24 protein-coding genes are annotated in these 25,235 nt (G+C 73.8%); 9 read left to right on the top strand and 15 right to left on the bottom strand.

The window, feature by feature from the left end; all coding sequences use genetic code 11:
• Window positions 1–3: 3 nt before the first annotated feature.
• Complete coding sequence (gene argC, locus ACFTWP_RS18795; protein ID WP_380265721.1) at window positions 4–1,032, bottom strand: N-acetyl-gamma-glutamyl-phosphate reductase; 1,029 nt, start codon at window positions 1,030–1,032, stop codon at window positions 4–6.
• 285 nt (window positions 1,033–1,317) lie between these two features.
• Here argC and ACFTWP_RS18790 point away from each other — a divergent pair, with 285 nt between their 5' ends.
• On the top strand, window positions 1,318–1,707 hold the full coding sequence (locus ACFTWP_RS18790) for a VOC family protein (protein WP_380265720.1): 390 nt from the start codon (window positions 1,318–1,320) through the stop codon (window positions 1,705–1,707).
• Window positions 1,708–1,751: 44 nt separating this feature from the next.
• Here ACFTWP_RS18790 and ACFTWP_RS18785 read toward each other — a convergent pair whose 3' ends face one another.
• Window positions 1,752–2,696: an ADP-ribosylglycohydrolase family protein gene (locus ACFTWP_RS18785; protein WP_380265719.1), complete on the bottom strand. Its 945-nt coding sequence runs from the start codon at window positions 2,694–2,696 to the stop codon at window positions 1,752–1,754.
• A 50-nt stretch (window positions 2,697–2,746) separates the two neighbouring features.
• Between ACFTWP_RS18785 and ACFTWP_RS18780 the strand changes: the two genes are divergently transcribed.
• Window positions 2,747–3,118, top strand: coding sequence for an RNA-binding S4 domain-containing protein (locus tag ACFTWP_RS18780; protein WP_380265718.1), 372 nt, complete (start codon window positions 2,747–2,749; stop codon window positions 3,116–3,118).
• A gap of 33 nt (window positions 3,119–3,151) precedes the next feature.
• On the opposite strand, the gene ACFTWP_RS18775 is transcribed toward ACFTWP_RS18780, so the two are convergent.
• Entirely contained in the window at window positions 3,152–3,661 is a 510-nt protein-coding gene (locus tag ACFTWP_RS18775; RefSeq protein WP_380265717.1) for an FBP domain-containing protein, read from the bottom strand.
• 115 nt (window positions 3,662–3,776) lie between these two features.
• Window positions 3,777–4,700, bottom strand: coding sequence for an SAM-dependent methyltransferase (locus ACFTWP_RS18770; RefSeq protein ID WP_380265716.1), 924 nt, complete (start codon window positions 4,698–4,700; stop codon window positions 3,777–3,779).
• A 127-nt stretch (window positions 4,701–4,827) separates the two neighbouring features.
• Between ACFTWP_RS18770 and ACFTWP_RS18765 the strand changes: the two genes are divergently transcribed.
• A complete protein-coding gene (locus ACFTWP_RS18765; RefSeq protein ID WP_380265715.1) occupies window positions 4,828–5,715 on the top strand; it encodes a polysaccharide deacetylase family protein in 888 nt (295 codons plus the stop codon).
• 115 nt (window positions 5,716–5,830) lie between these two features.
• Window positions 5,831–6,835 carry a ketopantoate reductase family protein gene (locus ACFTWP_RS18760; RefSeq protein WP_380265714.1) on the top strand — a complete coding sequence of 335 codons (1,005 nt, stop codon included), beginning with the start codon at window positions 5,831–5,833 and terminating at the stop codon, window positions 6,833–6,835.
• Window positions 6,836–6,907: 72 nt separating this feature from the next.
• Here the strand turns inward: ACFTWP_RS18760 and ACFTWP_RS18755 are convergent, their stop codons facing one another.
• Window positions 6,908–7,726 carry an SDR family NAD(P)-dependent oxidoreductase gene (locus ACFTWP_RS18755; protein ID WP_380265713.1) on the bottom strand — a complete coding sequence of 273 codons (819 nt, stop codon included), beginning with the start codon at window positions 7,724–7,726 and terminating at the stop codon, window positions 6,908–6,910.
• Between the two features lie 229 nt (window positions 7,727–7,955).
• Here ACFTWP_RS18755 and ACFTWP_RS18750 point away from each other — a divergent pair, with 229 nt between their 5' ends.
• The gene (locus ACFTWP_RS18750) at window positions 7,956–8,825 is read left to right on the top strand and encodes a 3-hydroxybutyryl-CoA dehydrogenase (protein WP_380265712.1); all 870 of its coding nucleotides are present in this window, start codon (window positions 7,956–7,958) and stop codon (window positions 8,823–8,825) included.
• A gap of 536 nt (window positions 8,826–9,361) precedes the next feature.
• Here ACFTWP_RS18750 and ACFTWP_RS18745 read toward each other — a convergent pair.
• The 9 genes from ACFTWP_RS18745 to infC form a co-directional block, all read right to left on the bottom strand.
• Entirely contained in the window at window positions 9,362–10,093 is a 732-nt protein-coding gene (locus tag ACFTWP_RS18745) for a hypothetical protein (RefSeq protein WP_380265711.1), read from the bottom strand.
• 137 nt (window positions 10,094–10,230) lie between these two features.
• Window positions 10,231–11,067: a chitosanase gene (locus ACFTWP_RS18740; protein WP_380265710.1), complete on the bottom strand. Its 837-nt coding sequence runs from the start codon at window positions 11,065–11,067 to the stop codon at window positions 10,231–10,233.
• A gap of 407 nt (window positions 11,068–11,474) precedes the next feature.
• Window positions 11,475–13,994, bottom strand: a complete 2,520-nt coding sequence (gene pheT, locus ACFTWP_RS18735; RefSeq protein ID WP_380265709.1) for a phenylalanine--tRNA ligase subunit beta — start codon at window positions 13,992–13,994, stop codon at window positions 11,475–11,477.
• A complete protein-coding gene (pheS, locus tag ACFTWP_RS18730) occupies window positions 13,994–15,115 on the bottom strand; it encodes a phenylalanine--tRNA ligase subunit alpha (protein WP_380265708.1) in 1,122 nt (373 codons plus the stop codon). The genes pheT and pheS overlap by 1 nt, the downstream gene beginning before the upstream one ends.
• A gap of 486 nt (window positions 15,116–15,601) precedes the next feature.
• Window positions 15,602–16,705, bottom strand: coding sequence for an ATP-binding protein (locus ACFTWP_RS18725; RefSeq protein WP_380265707.1), 1,104 nt, complete (start codon window positions 16,703–16,705; stop codon window positions 15,602–15,604).
• Window positions 16,706–16,765: 60 nt separating this feature from the next.
• Window positions 16,766–17,632: a TrmH family RNA methyltransferase gene (locus ACFTWP_RS18720; protein ID WP_380265706.1), complete on the bottom strand. Its 867-nt coding sequence runs from the start codon at window positions 17,630–17,632 to the stop codon at window positions 16,766–16,768.
• 223 nt (window positions 17,633–17,855) lie between these two features.
• On the bottom strand, window positions 17,856–18,251 hold the full coding sequence (gene rplT / locus ACFTWP_RS18715; RefSeq protein WP_073921538.1) for a 50S ribosomal protein L20: 396 nt from the start codon (window positions 18,249–18,251) through the stop codon (window positions 17,856–17,858).
• A 103-nt stretch (window positions 18,252–18,354) separates the two neighbouring features.
• Window positions 18,355–18,549, bottom strand: a complete 195-nt coding sequence (gene rpmI / locus ACFTWP_RS18710; protein ID WP_329486877.1) for a 50S ribosomal protein L35 — start codon at window positions 18,547–18,549, stop codon at window positions 18,355–18,357.
• A 141-nt stretch (window positions 18,550–18,690) separates the two neighbouring features.
• Entirely contained in the window at window positions 18,691–19,428 is a 738-nt protein-coding gene (infC, locus tag ACFTWP_RS18705) for a translation initiation factor IF-3 (protein ID WP_073921540.1), read from the bottom strand.
• A gap of 569 nt (window positions 19,429–19,997) precedes the next feature.
• Here infC and ACFTWP_RS18700 point away from each other — a divergent pair.
• Window positions 19,998–20,378 (top strand): DUF1844 domain-containing protein, encoded by a 381-nt coding sequence (locus ACFTWP_RS18700; protein WP_380265705.1) that lies wholly within the window; start codon window positions 19,998–20,000, stop codon window positions 20,376–20,378.
• Window positions 20,379–20,519: 141 nt separating this feature from the next.
• On the opposite strand, the gene ACFTWP_RS18695 is transcribed toward ACFTWP_RS18700, so the two are convergent.
• On the bottom strand, window positions 20,520–21,257 hold the full coding sequence (locus ACFTWP_RS18695) for an SseB family protein (protein WP_380265704.1): 738 nt from the start codon (window positions 21,255–21,257) through the stop codon (window positions 20,520–20,522).
• A gap of 93 nt (window positions 21,258–21,350) precedes the next feature.
• Between ACFTWP_RS18695 and ACFTWP_RS18690 the strand changes: the two genes are divergently transcribed.
• The 3 genes from ACFTWP_RS18690 (at window position 21,351) to ACFTWP_RS18680 (ending at window position 25,147) form a co-directional block, all read left to right on the top strand.
• Window positions 21,351–22,403: a serine hydrolase gene (locus ACFTWP_RS18690; protein ID WP_380265703.1), complete on the top strand. Its 1,053-nt coding sequence runs from the start codon at window positions 21,351–21,353 to the stop codon at window positions 22,401–22,403.
• A 50-nt stretch (window positions 22,404–22,453) separates the two neighbouring features.
• The gene (locus tag ACFTWP_RS18685; protein ID WP_380265702.1) at window positions 22,454–23,707 is read left to right on the top strand and encodes an amino acid deaminase/aldolase; all 1,254 of its coding nucleotides are present in this window, start codon (window positions 22,454–22,456) and stop codon (window positions 23,705–23,707) included.
• Window positions 23,708–24,220: 513 nt separating this feature from the next.
• Window positions 24,221–25,147, top strand: coding sequence for a lytic polysaccharide monooxygenase (locus ACFTWP_RS18680; protein WP_380265701.1), 927 nt, complete (start codon window positions 24,221–24,223; stop codon window positions 25,145–25,147).
• The last annotated feature ends 88 nt before the right edge of the window (window positions 25,148–25,235 follow it).

Genomic DNA, 25,235 nt, shown 5'->3' with positions numbered 1-25,235 from the left:
TCGTCACGGTGCGACTCCGTTCAGGGGCAGGCCCAGCTCTTCCGGCAGGCCGAGGGCGATGTTCATGCTCTGCACCGCGCCGCCGGCGGTGCCCTTCACCAGGTTGTCGATCGCGCTGATCGCGATGATCCGCCCGGCGTGCTCGTCCAGGGCGACCTGGACCAGCGCGGCGTTGGAGCCGTAGACCGAACTGGTCTGCGGCCACTGCCCCTCGGGCAGCAGGTGGACGAAGGGCTCGTCCGCGAAGGCCTCGGCGTACGCGGCGCGGACGGACGCGGCCGTCACGCCGGGCTTCGCCTTGGCGCTGCAGGTGGCGAGGATGCCGCGGGGCATCGGGACGAGGGTCGGCGTGAAGGAGACGGTGACCGGCTCGCCCGCGACCGGGGTGAGGTTCTGCGACATCTCGGGGGTGTGCCGGTGGGCGCCGCCGACGCCGTACGCGCTGACGTTGCCCATCACCTCGCTGCCGAGCAGGTGCGTCTTCGCGGCCTTGCCCGCGCCGGAGGTGCCGGAGGCCGCGACGATCACCGCCTCGGGCTCGGCCAGCCGCGCGGCGTAGGCCGGGAAGAGGGCCAGCGAGACGGCCGTCGGGTAGCAGCCCGGCACGGCGATCCGGTTGCCGCCCTTGAGCGCCGCCCGGTGGCCGGGGAGCTCGGGCAGGCCGTAGGGCCAGGTGCCGGCGTGCGCGGAGCCGTAGAACTGCTCCCAGTCCGCCGAGGCCTTCAGTCGGAAGTCCGCGCCGCAGTCGACGACCAGCACGTCCTCGCCGAGCGCCTGGGCGACGGCGGCGGACTGGCCGTGCGGCAGACCGAGGAAGACCACGTCGTGCCCTGCCAGCACCTCCGGCGTGGTGGGCTCCAGCACGCGGTCCGCCAGCGGCAGCAGGTGCGGCTGCAGGAGCCCCAGGCGCGTCCCGGCGTTGGAGCCGCCCGTCAGCGCGCCGATCTCCACCTCGGGGTGACCGAGCAGCAGACGCAGGACCTCACCACCCGCATACCCACTCGCTCCGGCGACGGCCACTCGCAATGCCATGACGTTCCCTCCTAGGACTTGGCATGAATATACGCAGCACGGAACATTCATGCAAGGAGCTCTGCCCGGCGCCAATCCCCGGTGATCACGCTCCCGCCCCCAGGCTACGGGCCGCCGGCCCGCCCCCGGCCCCCGTCCACCACCCCCGGGGAGCCGTCCGGACCACCGCCCGCCGGGCCGGCCGCCGCACTGCGCGGCTCCCCGCGCGGGCAGACCATGGAGGTACAGGCCGACCGCCCGGTCCGCCCACCGCGTCGCGGCCCGGGCCCGACGAGAGGTGCAGCCGTGTTCGGTCGCAGCAAGGCGTTCAGCGGATTCGCCGTGGACGACATCGACAAGGCCCGGAGCTTCTACGGCGAGACCCTGGGACTGGACGTCACCGAGGACGATGGACTACTGCGCCTGCACCTGGGCGGCGGCGCCGACGTCCTGGTCTACCCCAGGCCCGGGCACACCCCGGCGGCCTTCACCGTCCTCAACTTCCCGGTGGACGACATCGAGGCCGCGGTGGACGAACTCGGCCGGCGCGGGGTGCGGATCGAGCGCTACCCCGGGTTCGACGCCGACGAGCGGGGCATCCACCGCGGGGACGGCGGCCCGACCGTCGCCTGGTTCACCGACCCGGCGGGCAACATCCTCTCCGTGCTCCAGGAGACGCCGCCCACCCCCGCCTGACCCGCCCCGGGCACGGGCCCCGCCCTCCGGACCCCGAAGAGCCGCTACCGTCCGGGGCGCCCGGCCGCCAGTCGTACGGCCAGGTCGAGCAGCTGCGGCAACCGCAGCACCCGGTCACCGCCGCCCGGCAGGGGCACGTGCAGCGGCCCGGTCCACGGCGGCGGGATCGCCGCGAACCCGTAGCGGGCCCCGGCGAGGGTGCCGGTCACTGCGGCCACCGTGTCGGTGTCCCCACCGAGGTCGATCGCGGCGCGCAGCGCGTCCGGGAACGTCGAGGTGGTGCGCAGCGCCCAGACCGCGGATCCGAGGCAGGGCCAGACGGCGCCGTTGAACTCGGTGGCCAGGTCCGGGTGCCAGTCCGGGGCGAGCACCGTCGCGTACCGGTCGCGGTGCTCGGGGTCGATCCTGGCGATCGCCGCCGGGAGGGCCGCCAGCGGATCGGCGCCGGCCAGGGCGACCCGGACGAGATCGTGCAGGACGGCGGTGCCCTCCCAGGCGGCGCGGTCGCCGTGGGTGAGCGCCGCGATCCGGCGCGCCGCGTCCATGGTGGCGTCCTGCCCCTCCACCGCGAAGTACACCGCGGCAGGGGCGGCCCGCATCAGCGAGCCGTTGCCCGCCGCGCGGAGGTTGAGCTGGAAGTGCAGGCCCGCCGCGAGGTCCCAGGGCATGCCGTTGGTGAGGACGTCCTCGGTCTGCAGGCCGATGTCCTTGGGATCGTCGGCCGCCCAGCGCTGGAAACGGGCGAAGACGTCCGGCAGGTCCGGGCCGCCCCGCTCCAGCAGGGACTCGGCGAGATGCACCGCCATCTGCGTGTCGTCGGTGGCCTCGCCCGGCTCCCAACCGCCGCCGGCCCGCATCTCGCCGGGTCCGGCAGCCGGCGGGAAGCGGTCGGAGAAGACCCCGGCCGGCCCGAACTCGTAGGGGGCGCCCAGCGCGTCGCCCACCGCCGAGCCGACGACGGCGCCCGTGGCACGCTCGATCCGGTCCATCCCCGCACGCTACCGGTCACCCCGCGGGCGGCCGGCCGTAGGGTGGTGCCATGGCTCCTGACGAGGGGAGCGTACGGGTGGACAGCTGGATCTGGTCCGTACGGCTCACGAAGACACGATCGCTGGCGGCGGACGCTTGCCGGGCCGGGCACGTCCGGGTGAACGGCGAGCGGGTCAAACCGGCGCACGCGGTCCGGGCCGGGGACGAGGTGCGAGTGCGCCACGACGGCCGGGAGCGGGTGGTCGTGGTCTCGCGGGTCGTCCGCAAGCGGGTCGGGCCGCCGGTGGCCGCCGAGTGCTTCGTCGACAACAGCCCGCCGGCGCCGCCGCAGGGCGGCCTGACCACCGGCGAGCGGGACCGCGGTGCGGGCCGGCCGACCAAGCGCGACCGGCGTGACATCGAGCAGCTGCGCGGCTGGTGAGCACCGGCCGCGCCGGGCTCGGGCGGGGCACCGTCAGGCGGACACGCCGGCGCCGAGGACCTGGTCGAGGAAGCGGTTCACGTTCGCGGCCGTGCGGGCGATCTGCTCCTCCAGGGACAGCGACTCGTCCGGCCGGCTGACCAGCGCCGACTTCTTGAGGCCGCGCAGGTAGAGCGAGCAGGCCAGGTCCGCGCACATGTAGGTGCCGACCGAGTTGCCCTCCCGGCCGGAGGCGCCGGCCCGGCGGGCGGTGAGCAGCGACACGCCGGAGCCCGCGTGCACGGTGATGCAGAGCGAGCAGACGTTCGTCCTGGTCAGGCTCCTGCGGACGTTGGGCACCCGGAGGGTGACGCCGACCGCGGCGCCGTCGCGCTCGGCGACCAGGTAGCTGCGGTCCGGCGCACCGGGGTCGCGCCAGCCGAGGAAGTCCAGGGCGCTCCAGGGCAGTTCGGCCAGGCCCCTGGGGAGGTTGAGCCTGCGGGCCTCGCCCTTGGAGCAGTTGACGAAGGAGTTGCGGATCTCGTTCTCGTCCAGCGGCTTCATGGTGCTGGAAACTAGCACGCAGACGAACCGGTGTCGCCGGAATTTCCCCCGCCGCCGGCGCCGTCCGAACGCCCCCGGGGCGGACCGGCACCGGGGGCGGGGCGACGGCCGGGGGTCAGGACTTGAAGGCCACCCCGGCGTACGCCGAGACCTGCTGCCACCCCTCCGGCAGCTCGTCCTCGGAGGCGCCCCAGAGCGGGAGCTGCACCAGGCCGGGCTCCGTCAGCCGGAAGTCGCCGAAGAAGCTCTCCACCCGGGAGCGCTCGCGCAGCACCAGCGGGGCGCTCGCCCGGTTGTAGACCTTGGTGCCGGCGTCCGCCATCTCGCGGGGCACGAAGTCGGGGCTGCCGTGCGAGAGGATCAGCGCGCTGCCGGGGGCGAGCGCGTCGCGCAGGGTCGAGACGATCTCGTCGGCGCCGTCCTCGTCCCGGATGAAGTGCAGGACGGCGACCAGCATCAGCGCCACCGGCTCGCCGAGGTCGATGGCCTGCTTCAGTCCCGGGTCGTCGAGGATCGAGGCCGGGTGCCGGAGGTCGGCCTGCAGCACCGTGGTGTGACCGGCCAGGTGGCCGGCCAGCAGCGCCCGGGCGTGGGTGGCGACGATCGGGTCGTTGTCGACGTAGACCACCCGGGCGTCCGGGGCGACCCGGCGGGCGACCTCGGTGGTGGACCCGACCGCCGGGATGCCGGTGCCTATGTCGAGGAACTGGCGGATGCCCAGGCCGGCGGCGTGGGCGACCGCCCGGCCGAGGAAGGCACGGTTGGTACGGGCCAGCAGCGGCAGCGCCGGGTACGCGGCGATGGCCGCCTCGGCGGCACGGCGGTCTGCCTCGAAGTTGTCCTTGCCGCCCAGGTAGTAGTCGTACATCCGGGCCGGGTGCGGGGTCTCGGTGTCGAGTTCCGTCGGAGGCTGCCAGTCCTCCGCTCTCGCCCACTGCCAGGCGACCCGCTGCGCCGCGCCCCGCTCGGCCGTGGCGTCCGACGCCCCGTCCCCCGCCGCGCCGTCCCGCGCGATTCCGCGCGCCGCGTCCTCGGTCATTCCGTACGCCCCCTAGCGATCCGAACCCCGTCGCGGCGATGCTACCCAATGGTCCGGGCCCGGCACACCGGGACCGCTCGGCCGCTCGAATCGCCCTGATAATCCTTCATACCTATGCTGGTCCACGATGACTGCCGACCGACGCTCCGTCCTGCGCTCCACCGTGAGGCTCGCCGCCCTGACCGCCGTCGGCGGGGCCCTGGCCGCCTGCGGTGACCACAGCGCCACCCGCCGGTCGCACCCGGCCGACCTGGCGGTGCGGGCCGACGGCCCCCCGTCGGCCGAGCCGGTCGACCCTCCGCTGGACCCGGCCTCCTCCGCCCGGCCCACTCCGCCGGATCCGGCGGCCCCCGCCACCGCTCCCTCCGCGCCCGCGGTGCCCTCGCCGCCCGTGCTCGCGCCGCTGGCGGCCGGCACCCCGGTCGAGGTGGTCAACGGGCCGCGCGACCGGCGGCAGGTCGCCCTCACCTTCCACGGCGCCGGTGACCCGCGGCTCGCGACCAGCCTCCTGGAGCTCGCCGAGCAGCGCGGCGTACGGCTGACCGTGATGGCCGTCGGCAGCTGGCTCGACCAGCAGCCGCAGATGGCCCGCCGGGTACTGGACGGCGGCCACGAGCTGGGCAACCACACCCAGAACCACCAGAACATCTCGGCGATGAGCCCCGAGCAGGCGCACTCCGAGATCGCCGAGTGCGCCGACCGGCTCCAGCGGCTGACCGGCTCGATCGGCCGCTGGTTCCGCCCCTCCGCGGCGCAGTACGCCTCCCCCATGGTGCGCGAGCAGGCCCGCCTGGTCGGGTACGAGCACGTGCTCTCCTTCGACGTGGACCCGCGCGACTACAACGACCCCAGCTCGGACACCCTGCAGCGGAGGGTGCTCACCGCCGTGCGCCCCGGTTCGGTGGTCGCCCTGCACATGGGTCACCCGTGCACGATCGAGGCGCTGCCCGCCATCCTGGACGGCCTGGGCAAGGCCGGCCTGAGCCCGGTGACGGCCAGCCAGCTCTGCGCCTAGCCCCGGTTCCCCGGACCGAGCGCCGGCCGGCCACCGCAGGTCCACGGCACGGCCCGAGCGCTCGGGCAACGGGGAGGGGCTGCCCGGCAGCGGGCCCGCGTGCGATGCTCGGGCCATGCGCTACGTCATCATCGGGGCAGGGGCCGTGGGCGGCACGATCGGCGCCCGGTTGTTCGAGAGCGGGCACGAGGTCGTCCTGGTCGCCCGCGGGGAGCACCTGACGGCCCTCCAGCGGGCGGGGCTGCGGTTCACCACCCCCGAGGGCACCCGGACGGTGGCCGTCCCTGCGGTGGACGGACCCGCCGGCGTCGACCTGCGGGCGGACGACGTCCTGGTGCTCGCGGTCAAGACGCAGGACACCGCGGCGGCGCTGGCGGCCTGGGCGCCCCGGCCGGTCGCGGGCGGGGGCACCGCCGCCGAGCGGCTCCCGGTGGTCTGCGCACAGAACGGGGTGGAGAACGAGCGGCTCGCCCTGCGGGTGTTCCGGCACGTGCTGGCGATGTGCGTCTGGCTGCCCGCCACCCACCTGGAACCCGGGCGGGTGAGCTGTCTCGGCGCCCCGCTGAGCGGCGTGCTGCGCCTGGGCCGCTACCCCTCGGGCGCCGACGGGACGGCCGAGCTGATCGCGGCCGACCTGGAGAAGTCCCACTTCCGGGCGCCGGTCGGACCGGACGTGATGCGGTGGAAGTACGCCAAGCTGCTCGGGAACCTCGCCAACGCGCTCACCGCCGTGGCCGGCCCGGGCGGGGACGCTGCCAGCTCCGCCGTGCACCGGCGGGTCGTCGCCGAGGGCCTGGCCGTCCTGGCCGCCGCGGGCATCGGGCACGAGGACCCGCGGGAGCAGGCCCGGGCCAACCAGGAGCTGGTCCGGCAGGTGCCGGTGGCGGGCGGGACCCCGACCGGCGGCTCGTCCTGGCAGAGCCTGGCCCGGGGCACCGGCTCGATCGAGACGGACTACCTCAGCGGCGAGATCGTCCTGCTGGCCCGCCTGCACGGGGTGCCGGCCCCGGTCAACGAGGCGCTGCAGCGGCTGGCCGCGGAGTTCGCCCGCACGGGTCGGGCCGCCGGCAGCGCGACCGGCGCCGAACTCGCGGAGCTGCTCGACCTCGCGGCCGACTGACCGCCGACTGACCGCCGGCCGGGCGGCGCCCGGCCGGTGTGCGCGGGTGGCGCCGCTCGGGCCACCGGGCGCTCAGGCCACCGGGTCGTCCGGCCCGTACGGGCGCAGCCGCAGCGTACGGGCGTCCGCCTCGCGGATCGACTCCGCCCGGGAGACCAGCTCCTCCAGGTTGTCCCGCCCCACGTGGATGAACCGGCCGTGCAGGGCGTCGAACCGCCCGCGCGCGGCGTCGACCGTGACGGCCACCATGTAGGGGATGCTGCCCCAGGTCTTCATGTCGCTGAACATCGGCATGCCCGCGGTCATGTCGGTGGCCACCGCGCCCGGGCTGATGTCCAGCACCACCACGTGGTGGGCGGCGAGCGAGTCGGCGATGTTGTCGGAGAGCTTCAGCAGCCCGGCCTTGGAGGTCGCGTACGCGGAGTAGTTGCCGTCGGGGCGCAGGGCGAACCCGGAGTTGAGGTTGACCACCCGGCCGCGCCCGCGCTCGACCATGCCGGGCAGGACGCAGCGCAGCGTGTTGAAGGGGCCGCGCAGGTTGGTCTCCACCACCTGCCACCACTGGTTGGGGTCGGCCTCCCAGAGCGGCACCTCCGCGCGGTCCACCTGGCCGGCGTTGTTGATCAGCAGGTCGACCGGCCCGAGGTCGCGCTCGACCACCCGGACGGCCTCGCGGACGGCGCCGACCCGGGTGACGTCGGCGGTCACCGCGACGCCCCGGGCTCCGTGCCTGGCGCACTCCTTGAGCGTGTCGATCAGGGCCTGCTGGGTGCGGCCGAGCAGGCCCACCGACATGCCCTCGGCGGCCAGGCCCACGGCGAGCTCCCGGCCGATCCCCCGGCCCGCCCCCGTGATCAGCGCGACCTGGCCCACCAGTGATCCCGTCGGCATCCCTGCTCCCTCCTCGGCGTCACCGCATTGTGCCGCCCGGCCTGCGGCGGGGGCCCCGGCCACACGGTCGGGCGTGATCCGTCTCATCCGATCGGCCCAGTGCCGGAGCGGGTGCCTCGCGCGGCCGTTCGGGGTAGTACCGTCGTCGGGGCGGCGTACCGGGCGACACCCGGTGGGCGGCCCGCTGAACAGGACGCTGGGCACCCCAGCACCACCGAAGGGCAAGTGAGTGAGCGACATCGCGCGCGTCGGAGTGATCGGCTGCGGCCTCATGGGTTCGGGCATCGCCGAGGTGTTCGCCCGGGCCGGGCTGGACGTCCTGGTCGCGGAGGCCGGCAACGAGGCTCTGGAGCTCGGACGGACCCGGCTGACCAACTCCCTGGAGACCGCGGTCACCCGCGGCAAGCTGACCGTCGAACAGCGCGACGACGCCCTCTCCCGGCTGGCGTTCACCACCGACCTCGCCGACTTCGCCGACCGCGACCTGGTGGTCGAGGCCGTCGCCGAGCGCGAGGACATCAAGGTCAAGATCTTCCAGACGCTGGACCAGGTCGTCGAGCGCCGGGACGCGATCCTCGCCTCCAACACCTCGTCCATCCCGATCGTGAAGCTGGCCGCCAGCACCTCGCGGCCGGAGCAGGTCATCGGCCTGCACTTCTTCAACCCGGCGCCGGTGCAGAAGCTGGTCGAGGTCATCCCGACCCTCACCACCTCCACCGAGACCACCGCCCGGGCCGAGGCGTTCGCCGTCCAGGTGCTCGGCAAGGAGCCGATCCGCGCCCGCGACCGCGCCGGTTTCGTGGTGAACGCCCTGCTGGTGCCGTACCTGCTGTCCGCGGTGCGGATGTTCGAGTCGGGGGTGGCCACCGCCTCCGACATCGACAAGGGCATGGAGGCCGGCTGCGCCCACCCCATGGGCCCGCTGCGCCTGTGCGACCTGATCGGCCTGGACACCATCGTCTCGATCGCCGAGTCGATGTACGACGAGTACAAGGAGCCGCTGTACGCCGCTCCCCCGCTGCTCTCCCGGATGGTGGACGCGGGCCTGCTCGGCCGCAAGTCCGGCCGCGGGTTCTACGACTACACCGCGAGCGCCTGACCTGCGCCTCGCTCCCCCGCTTCCCGGCGGACGCGAGCGGCCCGGCCGGACCCAGGTGGTCCGGCCGGGCCGCTTTCGTTCTGCTCTCATCCACCCGCCGGGGAGCGGGTGTGGAGATCGAATTCCAGTCGTCCGGCCCCGGACATGGTGACGGGACCCGGGAGCGGTATCCGGCTCCCGAGCCCCTCGCTGCCACCCAATTGCTGTGCGCCAGCACGTTTAAGAGCGGTGGATCATTCTCATAGCGTCGTGCTCTGCCTTTGAACTACCGTGCCGCGGAGAGGCACAGACGGGACTTGAACCCGCATCCGATGCTTTTGGTCCACCCTCGGTCGATCTGGCGCCCGGCGGCGAATACTGAGACTTGAGCGAGAATCTGAGTCTGATCGGGGCTGCCTCTACCCTTGGGCCACCCCGGCACGTGGTGCCGGGGGGAGGATTCGAACCTCCACCACACCCCTTCTTCAGCTTCAACGTCAGTTTCAGCTTTGCGCTTTCGCGCACCCCTCGCGCTCAGACGAGGGGGGTTCATGGGGCTACCCGAACAGGTAGCCGAACACCGCGTCGCCGACCCGCTGGTCGGTGACCTCGGCGCCGTTGGCCTCCTCGCGGGCGAACTGCACGGCCTGGCGCAGCTTCTCCACCCGCTCCACCAGCTCGTTCACCCGCCGGGCCGGCAGGGCGCCGGAGAACTTGACGGTCGTCCAGTAGCCGACCGGGATGTCCTCGTAGTAGACCTCGACCTGCGCCGGGTGCTTCTCGGTGGCCTCGGCCTTCACGTGGTTGCGCGGGACCTTCTTGGTGCGGATGGTGCGCACCGGGTCGGTCTTCCACGCGTCGGTGGAGGCGTCCAGGCTCCAGGCCTCGGAGGCGTCGAGCACCGGCAGCTTGCGGACGAAGGTGTGCAGGTCGGTGAGCTGCTTCTCCAGGAAGAGCAAGTACGTGACGGGCACGTCGACCAGCAGGGTCCGGCCCTCCAGCACGACGTCGGCGCGGGCCGAGCAGTTCGCCCAGTCCTTGGTCGCGGCGACGTCGAACAGCCGGGTGAGGGTGGTGGCGGTGGTCCGCAGGATGTCCTCGGCCTGGGCCTGGACCCGGGTGGACTCGGGGGGCAGTTGCTCGCCCTCCTCGTCCTTCGGCTGGTACGTCCGGGAGATGCCGGCCAGCAGGGCGGGCTTCTGCAGGCTCTGGTGAGCCTGCGTCAACTCCTGGAAGGACTTGGACTTGACGCCCTTTTCGACGGCGATGATCTGATTCAGCTTTGCCACGCTCCGGAAGCTACCAGCCGGGGAGCCGCGCTGTCGTTCGAATATCCGGACCGACCCGCGGAGGACGAGTCCCGCCCACCCCGGGAACGACCGCGGGGGCGGCCCGTCCGGACCGCCCCCGCGTCGCACAGCCGGTGTCAGCTGTTGATGGCGTAGCTGTCGCCGTAGACCTTCCACTTCAGCGGCGGGTTCAGGTCGAAGTTCTTGGCGTTGAGGAAGACCCGCTGCTCGGTGTCGACGCGGCTGGTGTCGGAGTGCGCCTCCTCGGTCTTCATCGCGGCCTTGCGGGCGTCCAGGAAGGCGTTCAGGTAGGTGGCCTCGTCGCCGCCCTGGGCGGGGGACTTGGCCTTCTTCAGGGCGGCCTTGCGGATGCCGCCGAAGCTGACCGCGTCGGTGCCGGGGCCGTGCATCACGATGGCGTCGTAGTAGGCGAACTGGCCCAGCGCGCGCAGGCCGTCGGCCTTGGCCTGGTTGACCGCGGGGGTGAAGTAGACGCGGTCGCGCTCGTCGTTCTGGGCCGTCTGGAAGACGGTGTCCTTGGCGGCGGTGGCCCAGTCCTTCTCGAAGGCGGTGCCGAGGCCGGTGTGCGACTCGGTGCCGTTGACCTTCTTCAGCGCGGGGAGGTACTTGGCGAGGACGTTGCCCGGCTTGAGGTCGGTGTAGTGCTGGACCAGGTCGAGCATGTCGCCGGTGCCGGAGCAGAAGCCGATGATGCCGGCGGTGTAGCCTCGGCCGTCACCGATGTCCTCGATGTACTTGTACTGCGCCTTCCAGTCCAGCGAGGAGTTCTCGGCGCTGGACACCAGCTGCATGGCGATGTCCTTCTTGTGCGCGTCGTCGAGGCCGACCGCGGCGGCCGACACGACGGTGGGCGTGGCCGCCGCGTGGCTGACGCTCGCGGCGGCGATGCTGGCCGGTGCGGCGACCAGGATCGCCGCGAGGGCGATGCGGACGGTCCGGTTCTGGGGCTTCATGTGACGCTCCGTCTTCTGTCGACGCCGTCGGAGGTACCGGCGCTTCGGGGGGAGGTGGAGGCGCGGGCATGGGGGTGCCCGACCGCTCTCGTTAGGAAACTTTCCTAACTGATTCAAGCGCTCATCTCCCCCTCACCGCAAGGGCCTTGCGGAGATCTTCTGCGTGCGGCCCCGGCGCCGACCGGGCCCGACGCCGCCACGGCAACGGAAAGGCGCAGATCAGGACGGCCGGGAGCGGTCACGGGCACCCCGGCGGCCGACGTCCGCCATCGGCACCCCTGCTCGACATGGCGTGAACCTGCCATCCGATGAGCGGCACCGCTCCCCCCTCCACACCGGACCGGTGCATGCGAAAGGCCCCGCCCCCGGACCGTGGAAGGTCCGGGGGCGGGGCCCGCCGGTCGGCCTCAGACGCCGCGCAGCACCGCGCCCGTACGGGCCAGGGCCTCGGCGACCGCGGCCTCGCGGGCCGCCGACGCCTCGTCGGCGGTCAGCGTGCGGTCGGTGGCGCGGAACCGCAGCGCGTACGCCAGCGACTTCCTGCCCTCACCGACCTGCTCCCCGGTGAAGACGTCGAACAGCCGGATCGCCTCCAGCAGTTCGCCGGCGCCGGCCCGCAGCGCGGCCTCCACCTCGGCGGCCGGCACGGCGGAGTCGACGATCAGCGCGACGTCCTGGGTGGCCACCGGGTAGGCGGACACCGTCGGGCCGGTGACCCGCTCGGCGCCGTCGGCGGTCAGCAGGTCGAGGTCGATCTGCATCACGCTGGTGCGGTCCGGCAGGCCGAGCGCCTTGACCACGCGCGGGTGCAGCTCGCCGGCGTGGCCGACCACCCGGTCGGTGCCGGCGACCAGCAGCTCGGCGCAGCGGCCCGGGTGCCAGGGCATCAGCTGGCCCTGGCGGACGGTCAGCTCGACGCCGGCCGCGCGGGCCACCGTACGGGCCGCCTCCACGGCGTCCGCCCACCCCGCCTGCGCACCCTTGCCCCACCAGCCGGAGGGCAGCCGCTCGCCGGCCAGGGCGACGGCGACCCGGCGCGGCTGGTCCGGCAGGGCGGCGTCGAGCTCGGCGAGCTCCTGCGCGCTCGGACGGCGGTCGACGGCCGGGCGCGGCGCGACGGTCAGCTCGTCCTTGGGCAGGAAGACCGTACCGGTCTCGAAGATCGCGAGGTCGGTGTTACCCCGGCCGATGTTGCGCCGCAGCGCGCCGAGCAGGCCCGGCAGCAGCGTGGTGCGCAGCGCCGGCTCCTCGTCGTTGAGCGGGTTGACCAGCTTCACCGTGCGGCGGCGCCGGTCGTCCTTCTCCAGGCCGAGCGCGTCGAAGGCGGCCTCGCCGACGAACGGGTAGTTGTTGACCTCCACGTAGCCGGCGGCGGCGAGCGCGACGCCGACCCGGCGGTGCATCCGCTGGGCCTCGGTCAGGCCCTTGCCCGGCGGCACGGTGGGCATCCGGGCGGGGACGTTGTCGTACCCCTCCAGGCGGATGACCTCCTCCGCGAGGTCGTACGGGTCGGTGAGGTCGGGGCGCCAGGTCGGCGGGGTGACCTCCAGGACGTCGGCGCCCGCGACGGAGCAGCCCACCTCCTGCAGACGGCGGGCGACCGTCTCGCGGCCGTACACGGTGCCGGCGACCCGGTCGGGCAGGTCGGCGGCGATGGTGATGGTGCGCACCGGGTGCGGGGCCGCGATGTCGGTGACCCCGGCCTCGGCGGTGCCGCCGGCGATCAGGACCAGCAGGTCCACGGCGCGCTGGGCGGCGGCGCGGGCCGCCTCCGGGTCGACGCCGCGCTCGAAGCGCTTGGACGCCTCGGAGGGCAGCTTGTGGCGCTTGGCGGTGCGGGCGACCGAGACGGCGTCGAAGTGCGCCGCCTCGATGATCACCTCGGTGGAGCCGGTGGACTCGCCGGTCTCCGGGTCCAGGACGGCGTCGAGGATCTCGGTGGTGGCGCCGCCCATGACGCCGGCCAGGCCGATCGGGCCGGAGTTGTCGCAGATCAGCAGGTCCTCGGCGGACAGCTTGCGCTTGACCCCGTCGAGGGTGGTGAGCAGCTCGCCCTCCTGCGCCCGGCGGACCTGGATCGGGCCGTCGACCCGGGCCCGGTCGTACGCGTGCAGCGGCTGGCCGACCTCCAGCATCACGTAGTTGGTGATGTCGACGGTCAGCGAGATCGGGCGGATGCCGGACTTCTGCAGGCGGCGCTGGAGCCAGATCGGCGACTTGGCGCCCGGGTCGATGCCGACCACCGTGCGGGCGACGAAGCGGTCGCAGCCCACCGGGTCGGCGACCTTGACCAGGTAGCCGTAGCTGTTCGCCGGCGGCACGTCCAGCAGCGCCGGGTCGGCGAGCGGCAGGCCGTACGCGGCGGCGGCCTCGCGGGCGACGCCGCGCATGGAGAGGCAGTAGCCGCGGTCGGGCGTGACGGCGATGTCCAGCACCTCGTCGACCAGCTGGAGCAGCTCGATCGCGTCGGTACCGGGCTCGTACTCCGGCGGGAGCACGATGATGCCGTTGTGGTCGTCGCCCATGCCGAGCTCGCGGGCGGAGCAGATCATGCCGGCCGAGGTGTGGCCGTAGGTCTGCCGCGCGGCGATCGGGAAGGGACCGGGCAGCACGGCGCCCGGCAGCACGACGACGACCTTGTCGCCGACGGCGAAGTTGGTCGCGCCGCAGACGATCTCCTGCGGCTCGCCGGTGCCGTTGGCGTCGCCGACGTTGACGAAGCAGTGCCGGATCGGCTTCTTGAAGCCGGACAGCTCCTCGATGGACAGCACCTGGCCGACCACCAGCGGGCCCTTGAGGTCACCGTTCAGCTGCTCGACGGTCTCGACCTCCAGACCGGCCCGGACGAGCCGCTCCGCCACGTCGCGGCCGGTCTCACCGGCCGGCAGGTCGACGTACTCGCGCAGCCAGGAAAGCGGGACGCGCATCAGATCTCCATCCCGAACGGGAGGGTGAAGCGGACGTCACCCTCGACCATGTCGCGCATGTCGGCGACGCTGTGGCGGTTCATCAGGATTCGCTCCAGGCCGAGGCCGAAGGCGAACCCGCTGTAGCGGTTCGGGTCGACGCCGGCCGCGATCAGCACGCGCGGGTTGACCACGCCGCAGCCGCCGAGCTCGATCCAGCCCTCGGAGGAGCAGGTGCGGCAGGGCCGGTCCGGGTTGCCGATGCTGGCCCCGCGGCAGACGAAGCACTGCAGGTCGATCTCGGCGCTCGGCTCCGTGAACGGGAAGTACGAGGGCCGCCAGCGCAGCTCCAGGCCGTCGCCGATGAGCTTGGCGACGAGCAGCTCGATGGTGCCCTTGAGGTCGGCGAAGGTGATGCCCTCGTCCACCGCCAGACCCTCCAGCTGCCGGAAGACCGGGGTGTGGGTGGCGTCCAGCTCGTCCGTCCGGTAGACCCGGCCGGGGCAGATCACGTAGACCGGGGGCTCCCGGTCGAGCATGCTGCGGATCTGGACCGGCGAGGTCTGGGTGCGCAGCACCACGCCGGAGTCGGCGGAGCCGTCCGGGGCCTGCACGAAGAAGGTGTCCTGCATCGAGCGCGCGGGGTGGTCCGGGCCCAGGTTGAGGGCGTCGAAGTTCAGCCACTCCGCCTCGACCTCGGGGCCCTCGGCGACCTCGTAGCCCATGGCGACGAAGGTGTCCTCGATGCGCTCGGCGAGGGTGGTCAGCGGGTGCCGGGCGCCGCGCGGCGCGCGGTCGTACGGCAGGGTGACGTCCACCGCCTCCTCGACCAGCACGCGGGCGTCGCGCTCCGCCTCCAGCTCGGCCTGGCGCCGGGCCAGGGCCTGGTTGACGGCGCCACGGGCCTGGCCGATCAGCTTGCCCGCCGCGGCCTTCGCGTGCGGCGGGAGGGCGCCGATCTCGCGGTTGGCGAGGGACAGTGCGGAGCGGTCGCCGGTGTGGGCGACCTTGGCCTGCTTGAGCTCGTCGAGGGAGCCGGCCGCGGCGAAGGCCGCCAGGGCCTCGTCCCGGGCGCGCTCGACCTCTTCGGGCTTGAGTGCCTCGACCTCTACCGGGTCGTACGACTTATTGGGTGCCGACATCTCTATCTTTCCCGTGCTCCTGCTCGTCCGTGCTCAGGTCTGGGGCCTTGGTTACCTCTGCGGTACGCCCGGTGTGGCCGGGGCACGGGCAGCCGGTCTCCGCTGGTGGAGGGTGGGTGTCCGCGGCTCGGCCGCGCCGGGCGTCCCAACAACGCCAAGGGTCGAGTGTAGTCGCCTGCCTGTAGGGCTCGGCTCGCCTCCGGGGCGCTCCGATCCGCTGCCGACACTCGTCGGGCGCTGCGATCCCTCCTTCGTCGGGATCTTGGCCCTCCTCTCCCCCAGCCTTCGGCCGGGGGTACCCCCATTTCGGCAGCGGCGCGCCCCTTCGGCTCGCTCGCCGGGGTGTGGGGGGCTCGCGCGCCGACTGTGCGGGGCGGTCCCCGCCGGGCCGTCGGGAGCCGGGGCGCCCGGCCGGGGCCGGGTTGCCGGGCCGTCGGGGGCCGGGGCGTGGGGTGGTGGCCCGCCGGGCCGGCCCTCCGATGCCGTCTACAGCATGAAGTCGGGCACTCCGGCGGGCAGGATAAATCGGAACCTGGCGCCGCCGCCGGGCGCGCGGTCGACCCGGATCGAGCCGCCGTGGGCCTCGACGATGCCCTTGACGATGTAGAGGCCCAGGCCGGTGCCGCCGCGCTTGCTGCCCCGCCAGAAGCGGGTGAAGACGCGCGGGATCGACTCCTCGGGGATGCCTCCGCCTTCGTCGCTCACGGTGACCGCTGTGCCTTCCAGTACGCGGGGGGGCGTGCCGGGGCGCTCCCAGACGGGTGCCTCGACGACCTCCTTGGCCGGTGCCACCTCGATCGTGACAGTTCCCTCGCCGTGGCGCACCGCGTTTTCCAGCAGGTTGCCCAGCACCTGGTCGACCTTGTCGGGGTCGGCCCAGAGCTGGGTGAGCGGCTCGGTGATCCGGATGTCGAAGCGGTCCTCGGGGATGCCGGCCGCGACCTTGCCGTCCACGTGCCGGCGCACCGCGGCGGCGACGTCGACCACCTGCTTGCGGACCTCCAGCCGGCCGGCGTCGATCCGGGAGATGTCGAGCAGTTCGGCGATCAGCCGGGTCACCCGGTCGGCGTCCGCGTCCACCGTCTCCAGCATCAGCCGCTTCTGGCCGTCGGTGAACCGCTCCCACTTGGCCAGCAGGGTCGCGGTGAAGCCCTTGACGCTGGTGAGCGGGGAGCGCAGCTCGTGCGCGACGGTGGCGATCAGCTCGGCGTGACTGCGCTCGGTGCGGCGGCGCTCCTCGGTGCCGCGCAGCGCGATCACCAGCCGCACCAGCGGCCCGCAGGGGCGCTCGCGCACGTACCGGGCGGAGACCAGCACCTCACGGCCGCCGGGCAGCAGCAGGTTGCGCTCGGGCTGGCCGGTACGGGTGGCCAGGCCCGCGTAGGGGTCGGTCAGCTGCCACCAGCGACGGCCGTCGAGGTCCTCCAGCGGCAGGGCGGCCGCCAGCCGGCTGCCGAGGGCGACGGCGGGGGTGATGCCGGTGAGGCGGGCGGCGGCGCTGTTGAAACACACCACCCGGCCGTCGGCGTCCGCGATCACCAGCCCGTCGGGCAGGTCGTCCGGATCGAGCTCTGCCCCGCTGCCGGCCATGGGTGTCCTCCCCGATTACCCACCGTGTACTTCCCCCCACAGGAGTCGACCCTAGCGTCCCTACCCCTGTGCGCGACACCCTCCGGGCGAGCGCTGGGCCCGGGCGGAGGCATAGAGGCAGACGGCGGCGGCCGTGGCCAGGTTGAGGCTCTCGGCGTGCCCGTGGATGGGCACGCGCACCACCTCGTCGGTGAGCGCGCGGGTCTCCTCCGGCAGACCCCAGGCCTCGTTCCCGAACACCCATGCGCCGGGCGCGCCGAGGGTGCCCTCGTCGAGCTCCTGGTCGAGGTCGCGCTCCCCCGCGCCGTCGGCGGCCAGCACCCGGACCCCGGCCTCGCGCAGCCGCCCCACGACCTCCTCGACCGGGACGCCGACGGCGACCGGCAGGTGGAACAGGCTGCCCACGGAGGCCCGGACGGCCTTGGGGTTGTACAGGTCGACGGAGGCGTCGGTGAGCACCACGGCGTCCGCGCCGGCCGCGTCGGCGGTGCGCAGCACGGTGCCGGCGTTGCCGGGGTCGCGGACGTGCGCGAGCACCGCGACCAGCCTCGGCCGGGCCCGCAGCACGTCCTCGAACGGGGTGTCGATGAAGCGGCAGAGCGCGACGATGCCCTGCGGGGTGACGGTGTCGCAGATCTCCGCGACGACCTCGTCGGTCGCGGTGAGCACGGGCAGGCCCTCGGCGAGGGCGGCGTCCACGATGTCCGCGTGGCGCTCGGCGGCCTCCCGGGTGAGGTAGATCTCGACCACCGCGTGCTCGGACGTACCCGGCAGCTGCCCGTACGCGACGGCCTCCCGGACGGCCTGCGGGCCCTCGGCGAGGAAGCGGCGCTCCTTGCTGCGCTGGTTGCGTCTGGCCAGCCGGCGGGCGGCGACGACGCGGGGCGAGCGCAGGGAGGTCAGCAGGGGGAGGTCGGTGCTCTGCATGGTCTCGTCTCTGGGCAGGGGTGCCGGAGGGGGCGCACGCCGGGCCGGCGGGCGCCGTCGAAGGCGGCCGTACGCCTCCGCCCGCCCGCCTGGGGCGGGTCCACACGGCTGGGGCGGGGCCGGCCCCGGTGCGGCCTCGGGTGAATGCGAATCGGACCCGCAGGAGCTTGCCTGCGGGTCCGATCGGTGAGCTGCGGTGCCGGGGCACCCGATCCGGGGAGGATCAGGCGGCGTCGGCGGCGGCCCGGGGGGCGTTGACGTCGGTCGGCAGCGCCTTCTGGGCCACCTCGACGAGCGACGCGAAGACGGCCGGGTCGTTGACGGCCAGGTCGGCCAGCATCTTGCGGTCGATCTCGACGTTGGCAGCCTTCAGACCCTGGACGAAGCGGTTGTAGGTGATGCCGTTGGCGCGGGCCGCCGCGTTGATGCGCTGGATCCAGAGCTGACGGAAGTCGCCCTTGCGCTTCTTGCGGTCGTTGTAGTTGTAAACGAGCGAGTGGGTGACCTGCTCCTTGGCCTTGCGGTACAGGCGCGACCGCTGGCCGCGGTAACCGCTGGCCCGCTCGAGGATGACCCGGCGCTTCTTGTGGGCGTTTACTGCCCGCTTGACGCGTGCCACTTCATTACTCCTTGGGTTGGACCACGGACTACTTCACGTGGTCCGTCATTCGAATGGGTCGGGAAGGATCAGCTGGTCCCGCAGCGTGGCCGCGGGAGGGCGATCACTTGCCGAGAAGCTTCTTGATCTTCTTGGCGTCGGCCGGAGCGACCACGACCGTCCCGGCGAGCTTGCGGGTCAGGGTCGAGGGCTTGTGCTCGAGCAGGTGGCGACGGCCGGCACGCTCGCGCAGCACCTTCCCGGAGCCACTGATCTTGAAGCGCTTGCTGGCGCCGCTGTGCGTCTTTTGCTTCGGCATGTCGCCGTCTCTCCTCGTCGGTCCCGTTACTGCCCGCGCGGTGGTGCCGCGCGGGCAGGAACTGGATTGATCTGTGGTGGCCGGGCGGGTGCCCCGCCACCTTGGTGACCGGCTCTCCCGAACCGTCCCGAGCCCTGGGGCTCAGGCGTCCTGGGAGACCTCGGTCGGCTGCTCGACCTCGGCGTCGGTCTGGTCGTCCGCGTCCTCGGCGTCGTCGTCGGCCTCGTCGGCCTCCGCCTCGGCTGCGGCGTTCTCGGCCTCAAGCGCTGCGTCGTCGTCCGCGGCGGCATCGGGGCCGGTGTTGCGGCCCTGACGCTCGGCCTTACGGGCGTCCGCGATCGCGCGGGCCTCGGCCATCGCCTCGGTCTTCTTCTTGTGCGGGCCAAGCACCATGATCATGTTACGGCCGTCCTGCTTGGCCGAGGACTCCACGAAGCCCAGGTCCTGGACGTCGTTCGCCAGCCGCTGCAGCAGTCGGAAGCCCAGCTCGGGGCGCGACTGCTCACGACCGCGGAACATGATCGTGATCTTGACCTTGTCGCCCTGCTTGAGGAACCGGACGACGTGACCCTTCTTGGTGTCATAGTCGTGCGGGTCGATCTTCGGCCGGAGCTTCATCTCCTTGATGACCGTGTGCGCCTGGTTCTTGCGCGCCTCACGGGCCTTCATGGCCGACTCGTACTTGAACTTGCCGTAGTCCATGAGCTTGCACACCGGCGGCCGGGCGGTCGCCGCGACCTCGACGAGGTCGAGGTCGTACTCCTGCGCAAGTTCCAGCGCCTTGGCAAGCGGCACGATGCCGACCTGCTCGCCGCTCGGACCGACGAGTCGCACCTCGGGGACGCGAATCCGGTCGTTGATGCGGGGCTCGGTGCTGATGGGGCCTCCTCGGTTGCACCTTTTCCGATGCGGCCGTCGGACGGCGGTCGCACGTAGTGGACTCGACCACTGGGCGGGGCTTCATTCGTGCTGCGCTGCCCACTTGCTCGTCAGGCTGCACGCACCGCGACACGAAAAAAGCCCCGCTCGGTGCAAGCGGGGCTCCACACATCCGGGGGCGACGCCCTGGTGAGGGACGCTGCTGGCGATCGGGCACCTTGCAGCGCCTGTCGCGGACCGGGACCCGTCGACCGCGAGGCCGATCAGGTGGGAGACTGTCGCGGTTGCCCTCTCGGGCCTCCTGGGTGGAGCCTCCACTTGCTGGCCCGGGCCCCCTGAGGGGTTCCTGGCCGGTCAGTCTCGAAGCATACAGCGTTTGCCCGGCCATGGGTATTCCGCGGTCCCCCGCCGGGGTTCCGCGGCCGATCACCGGGGCCGGCCGGTGAGCAGCGGCGCTGTCGGCACGGGTCAGCGGGCCCGTGATCCCCGACCCCGGCCCGCGCCGCTCCCGCGCGCCCCCTTGTACGCTCCCTGATGTACGTACACCGGCACGACGGAGTGAGTCCCCCTTGAGCAGCGAGCCCACCGACACCCACGCCTCCGAGGACGACGGGGCGATCGGCTTCGACGACCTCACCCGCGACATCGCCGAGGTCCCGGCCGTCGAGGTCATCACCACCGTCGCGGTGCACCTGATGAGTGCGGCCGCCGTCAAGTGCGGCCTGGCCGAGGGCGGCGAGGCCGACAAGGACCTCGACGAGGCCCGCAAGCTGATCACCGCGCTGGCCGGCCTGGTCACGGCGGGTGCCCCCGAGATCAGCAACTTCCACGCCGCGCCGCTGCGGGACGGCCTGAAGTCGCTCCAGCTCGCCTTCCGTGAGGCGTCCCTGGTGCCGGACGCCCCGGGCACCGGCCCCGGCGAGAAGTTCACCGGGCCCGTCTACTCCTGACGCCCCGGGGCGGCCCGCGCCCCGTCCGACGCCCCCGAGCAGGCCCGCCCGGGGGCGTCGCCGCGTCCCGGGCCGCCCCGGAAGCGGTGCGCGCCGGCCCGGAACCGACCCCCGGCGGGCCGGCGGGCGCGGGCGCGGCGTTCAGCGCCGGTAGAAGGGCTCCTGCGCCAGCTCGTCGCGCAGCAGCGCCAGCTCAAGCCCGCGGTCCAGCCGCACCCGCAGGACGGGATCGCCGACCAGCGCCGCCACCAGCCGGTCGACCGAGCCCCTGACCTCGTCCTCCGCCGTACCCGGGTCCAGCACCAGGGCCAGCGTGCCGTCCGCGTCGCCGCCGGCCCGCAGGTACCCCACGCGGACCGCGGACTCCGCGGCCAGCACCAGCCGCACGGCCTCCCGCACCTGCGGGTCGCGCACCGGCGGCAGGTACGCGCGGTTCTCCGCCACGGCCCGCATCCTGGCGCCCGTCAGCTGGTACGCCACCGGCCCGGCCGGGTCGATCAGCAGGGTGTCCGCGCGCTCCGCGTACGCGGCCAGGACGGCCTGCGGCGCGGCCACCGGGGCCGGGCGGGCGTCCGCCCGCCAGCGCGCCAGCGCCGCCAGGGACGTGAAGGCCGGCAGCGCGCGGCGGCCGTCCGCCGCCTCGACCACCGGCACGGCCATGTCGCTGGTCTTCTCGTGCCGGAGACCCTTCTCGTCCGTCTCCACCTCGCCGAGCAGGGCCACGATCGGGACCATCAGCCGGCTCGGCAGCAGTGCGGCCAGCACCTCCGGCTCGGCGGACGCGTCCTGCGACCAGCGGTCGAGCGCCCGGGCGAGGGCGGGGTCTGCGGTGCCGTCGTCGTCGGCGAAGCCTGGGTTCGGAATGTTCTTGCGGTCCACCCGGCGAGCCTATGCCACCGTGCGGCGCGCCCTCTCAGGAGGCGTTCACCGAAGGCTCATCCTGCGCCCAGCCGCGCGGGCCACCATGGGGGCATGACAGCCCGACACCGCGCCGCCCGCCGCCGGCACCGACCCCTGCGGGCGGGCCTGTTGACCCTGGCCGCGGCCGTCGCGGTGGCGCTGGCGCTGGACATGGGGGCGGGCGGGGGCCAGCTGGTGGCCCGCCCGGCCACCACCGCCACGGCCGGGAGCACCGGCACGCCGTCCGCGGCGGCCGGCCAGGACGCGGCGGACACCGCGGCGACCCGGTCCGTCGGCGCGGCGGTGCGCTCCGCCGGGGCGGGCGCGGAGGGCGCGGTGGCGGTCGCGGTACTGGACCTCACCTCCGGCGCCGGCGCGGGTGCGGACGTCCTCGGCTCGGGGCCCGCCGGCACCGCGAGCCCCGCCCCGGTCGGCTCCGCGCCTGCGGACTCCGCCCCGGACGACGGCGGCTCCGACGGCGGCAGCAGCGCGGACGGCCTCGTCCCGGGCGACGGCGGCCACGCCTTCGTCACCGCCAGCATCGTGAAGGCGGACATCCTGGCGGCCCTGCTGCGGCAGTCGGGCTCCGGGATCGACGCCGCGCAGCGCACCCTGGCCGAGGCGATGATCGAGCAGAGCGACAACGACGCCGCGAGCGACCTGTACGACGCGATCGGCGGGGCCGACGGACTCGACGAGGCCAACCGGGCCTTCGGCCTCACCGGGACGACGGCCGGCCGGGACGGCTACTGGGGTCTCACCACCACCACGCCGGCCGACCAGCTGCGGCTGCTCCGGGTGATCTTCACCGATGACTCGCCGCTCGCCGCCGACGACCGGGCCTACCTGCGGAAGCTGATGGGCCTGATATCCGCCGACCAGGCCTGGGGAGTCTCGGCCGCGGCCGACCCGGACGGCGACCGGATGCTGAAGAACGGCTGGCTGCCGCGCACCTCGGACGGCCTCTGGGCGGTCAACAGCATCGGCCTGGTCACCCGCGCCGACCACGAGGTGCTGGTGGCCGTGCTCTCGGACGGCAACAGCACCGAGGAGGCCGGCATCGCCCTGGTCGAGTCGGTGGCCGTGGCGGCGGTGGACGCCCTCGTCGACAGCGGCTCCGATTGACCGGCCGATGGCCCTACCCACCGGTAGGGGCGGTGTGGCAGTCTGCGGCCATGGCCAAGCCCGAAGCTCCCGCCCGTCCCGGCTCGTCCACGAGCCCGGCGCCGGCCCAGTCGTCCCCCGCCGCCGACCGCGCCCGCTACGACCGGGCCACCGCGCACCTGGACGTCCCGCTCGCCATCGTCGACCTGGCCGCCTTCGACGCCAACGCCGACGACCTGGTCCGCCGGGCCGGCGGCAAGCCGATCCGGGTGGCCAGCAAGTCGGTGCGCTGCCGGGCACTGCTGGAGCGGGTGCTGGCACGGGACGGCTACGCCGGGATCATGAGCTTCACCCTGGAGGAGTCGCTCTGGCTGGCCCGTGCCGGCTTCGAGGACATCCTGCTCGCCTACCCCTCCGCCGACCGGGCCGGCTACGCCGAGCTCACCGCCGACCCGGACCTCGCCGCCGCGGTGACCGTCCTGGTGGACGATCCGGCCCAGCTCGACCTGATCGACAAGGCCAGGGGCGGCAGCCAGGAGGTCCGGGTCTGCCTGGAGCTGGACACCTCGCTGCAACTGCTCGGCGGCCGGGTCCGGGTCGGCGCCCGGCGCTCGCCGCTGCGCACGCCCGAGGACGTGGGCGCGCTCGCCGAACTGGTGCAGCGCCGGCCGGGGTTCCGGGTCGTCGGGCTGATGGCGTACGAGGGGCACATCGCGGGCGTCGGGGACAGCCTCGCCGGGCGCCCGGTGCGCTCGCGGATGATCCGGCTGATGCAGGCCCGGGCCCGCGCCGAACTGGCCGTGCGCCGCGCCGCGGTGGTGCGACGGCTGCGGGAGGTCGCCGACCTGGAGTTCGTCAACGGCGGCGGCACGGGCAGCGTGGAGTCGACCGTCGCCGAGCGGGCGGTGACCGAGGTCGCGGCCGGTTCCGGGCTGTACGTGCCGCGGCTCTTCGACAACTACCGTGCGTTCCAGGGGCGTCCGGCGGCCCTGTTCGCCCTGCCGGTGGTGCGCCGGCCGGGCCTCGGCGTGGTGACGGTGCTCGGCGGCGGGTACCCGGCCTCGGGCCCGGCCGGCCCGGACCGCTCCCCCGTGCCCTACCTCCCGACCGGGCTGTCCTACGACGCCATGGAGGGGGCGGGCGAGGTGCAGACCCCGCTGCTCGGGGCGGCGGCCGACGACCTGCTGATCGGCGACCGGGTGTGGTTCCGGCACGCCAAGGCCGGCGAGCTCTGCGAGCGCTTCGCCGAGCTGCACCTGATCGAGGGCGACCGGGTGGTGCGCAGCGTGCCCACCTACCGCGGCGAGGGGAAGACCTTCCTCTGACGGCCGGCCCCCTCCAAGGCCGGACGGAGTCCGGCACCGTGCGCCGCCGCCGCAGTCGCCGGCGGCGGCGCGGCGGCTCCTGAACACGGGCTCATCGGCTCCTTAAGAGGCCCTCAAGCGGCCGGGCCCCACGCTCCCGCCGGGGAGTGCCCGCCGGCTCCGTTCCTCCCGCTCCCGCGACCCACCGGTCGACGGTCGAGCCTGCTCGCGATCGCGCCCCGATCGCCGAGCGCGAGGTCAATCCCCGCCTGCACAGGGCCGGTTGGCGGACTCCACCGACGCGGCCGGCACCGACGCCGTGCAGGCCGGCGGGCACCGCGGGCGACCGCCGACCACCCGGTCGGAGCGGTCCGGCCGATCCCGGCCAGTGGCGAACAACCGTCAGAAACTGTCCAGGGCAGGCCTATTGCCACCTGGTCTAGTCCAATCATACGCTCGGCCGCAGTCGCGACCTCGGGCAGACGTGCCCGTCCCCCACACTGTTCGACCCCGAAGCACCGTCAAGGAGTCCCCATGTCGCTCCACCGCAGAGCCCTCGCGCTCGGCGTCGTCGGTTCCACCGCGCTGCTCACCGCCCTCACCTCGGCCGGCACCGCCAGCGCGCACGGCTCGATGTCCAACCCGGTCAGCCGGGTGGCGGCCTGTTTCGCCGAAGGCCCCGAGCACCCCCAGTCCCAGGTGTGCAAGGACCTCGTCGCGCAGAGCGGCACCCAGCCGCTCTACGACTGGAACGAGGTCAACATCGCCAACGCCAACGGCCAGCACCAGGCGCTGATCCCGGACGGCAAGCTCTGCTCGGCCAACCGCGACAAGTACAAGGCCCTCGACATGGCCCGGACCGACTGGCCGGCCACCGCCGTCGCGTCGGGGCCGTACAACTTCAAGTTCCGGGTCACCGCCGCGCACATCGGCCTGATGACGGTCTACATCACCAAGGTCGGCTACGACCCGACCAAGCCGCTGAAGTGGTCCGACCTCGACCCGACGCCGGTCGCGCAGACCCAGGTGACCCGGACGGCGACCGACGGCTACTACAACTTCACCGGCAACCTGCCGCAGCGCACCGGCCGCCAGCTGCTCTACATGACCTGGCAGCGCAGCGACAGCCCCGAGGCGTTCTACAGCTGCTCGGACGTGGACTTCGGCGCCAAGGCCGCGACCCAGTCGACGTCCGCCCTGGCCGCCACCGCCGGGGAGGCGCCGGCCGCGCCGACGGACCAGCAGATCACCGCGGCCGCGGCGAAGTCCACCGTCAGCCACCACGGCCACGGCGGGGACACCGCCCCGGACGCGCCCGTCGTCCAGGCCCACGCGGCCGCGGTCGGCGGCACCTCCCAGGCCGGCCCGATGATGCTCGCCGGCGCGGTGGCCGTCAGCGCCGGCTGGGGCGTGATGGTGGTCCGCCGCCGGCGTGCCGACGCCGCGCGCGACGCGGCCTGACGCCGGGCCGGCGCCGGATCCGTACGGCGGGACGGCCGGCGCCGGCGGCGGACGCCAGGCGGCCGGCCCGCCCCCGGGTGTCCGGGGG

The sequence above is a fragment of the Kitasatospora sp. NPDC057015 genome (assembly GCF_042673745.1).
GTDB lineage: Bacteria > Actinomycetota > Actinomycetes > Streptomycetales > Streptomycetaceae > Kitasatospora.
The sequence above is the reverse complement of the archived record's forward strand: the minus strand, read 5'-3'. Positions and strand labels throughout refer to the sequence as shown.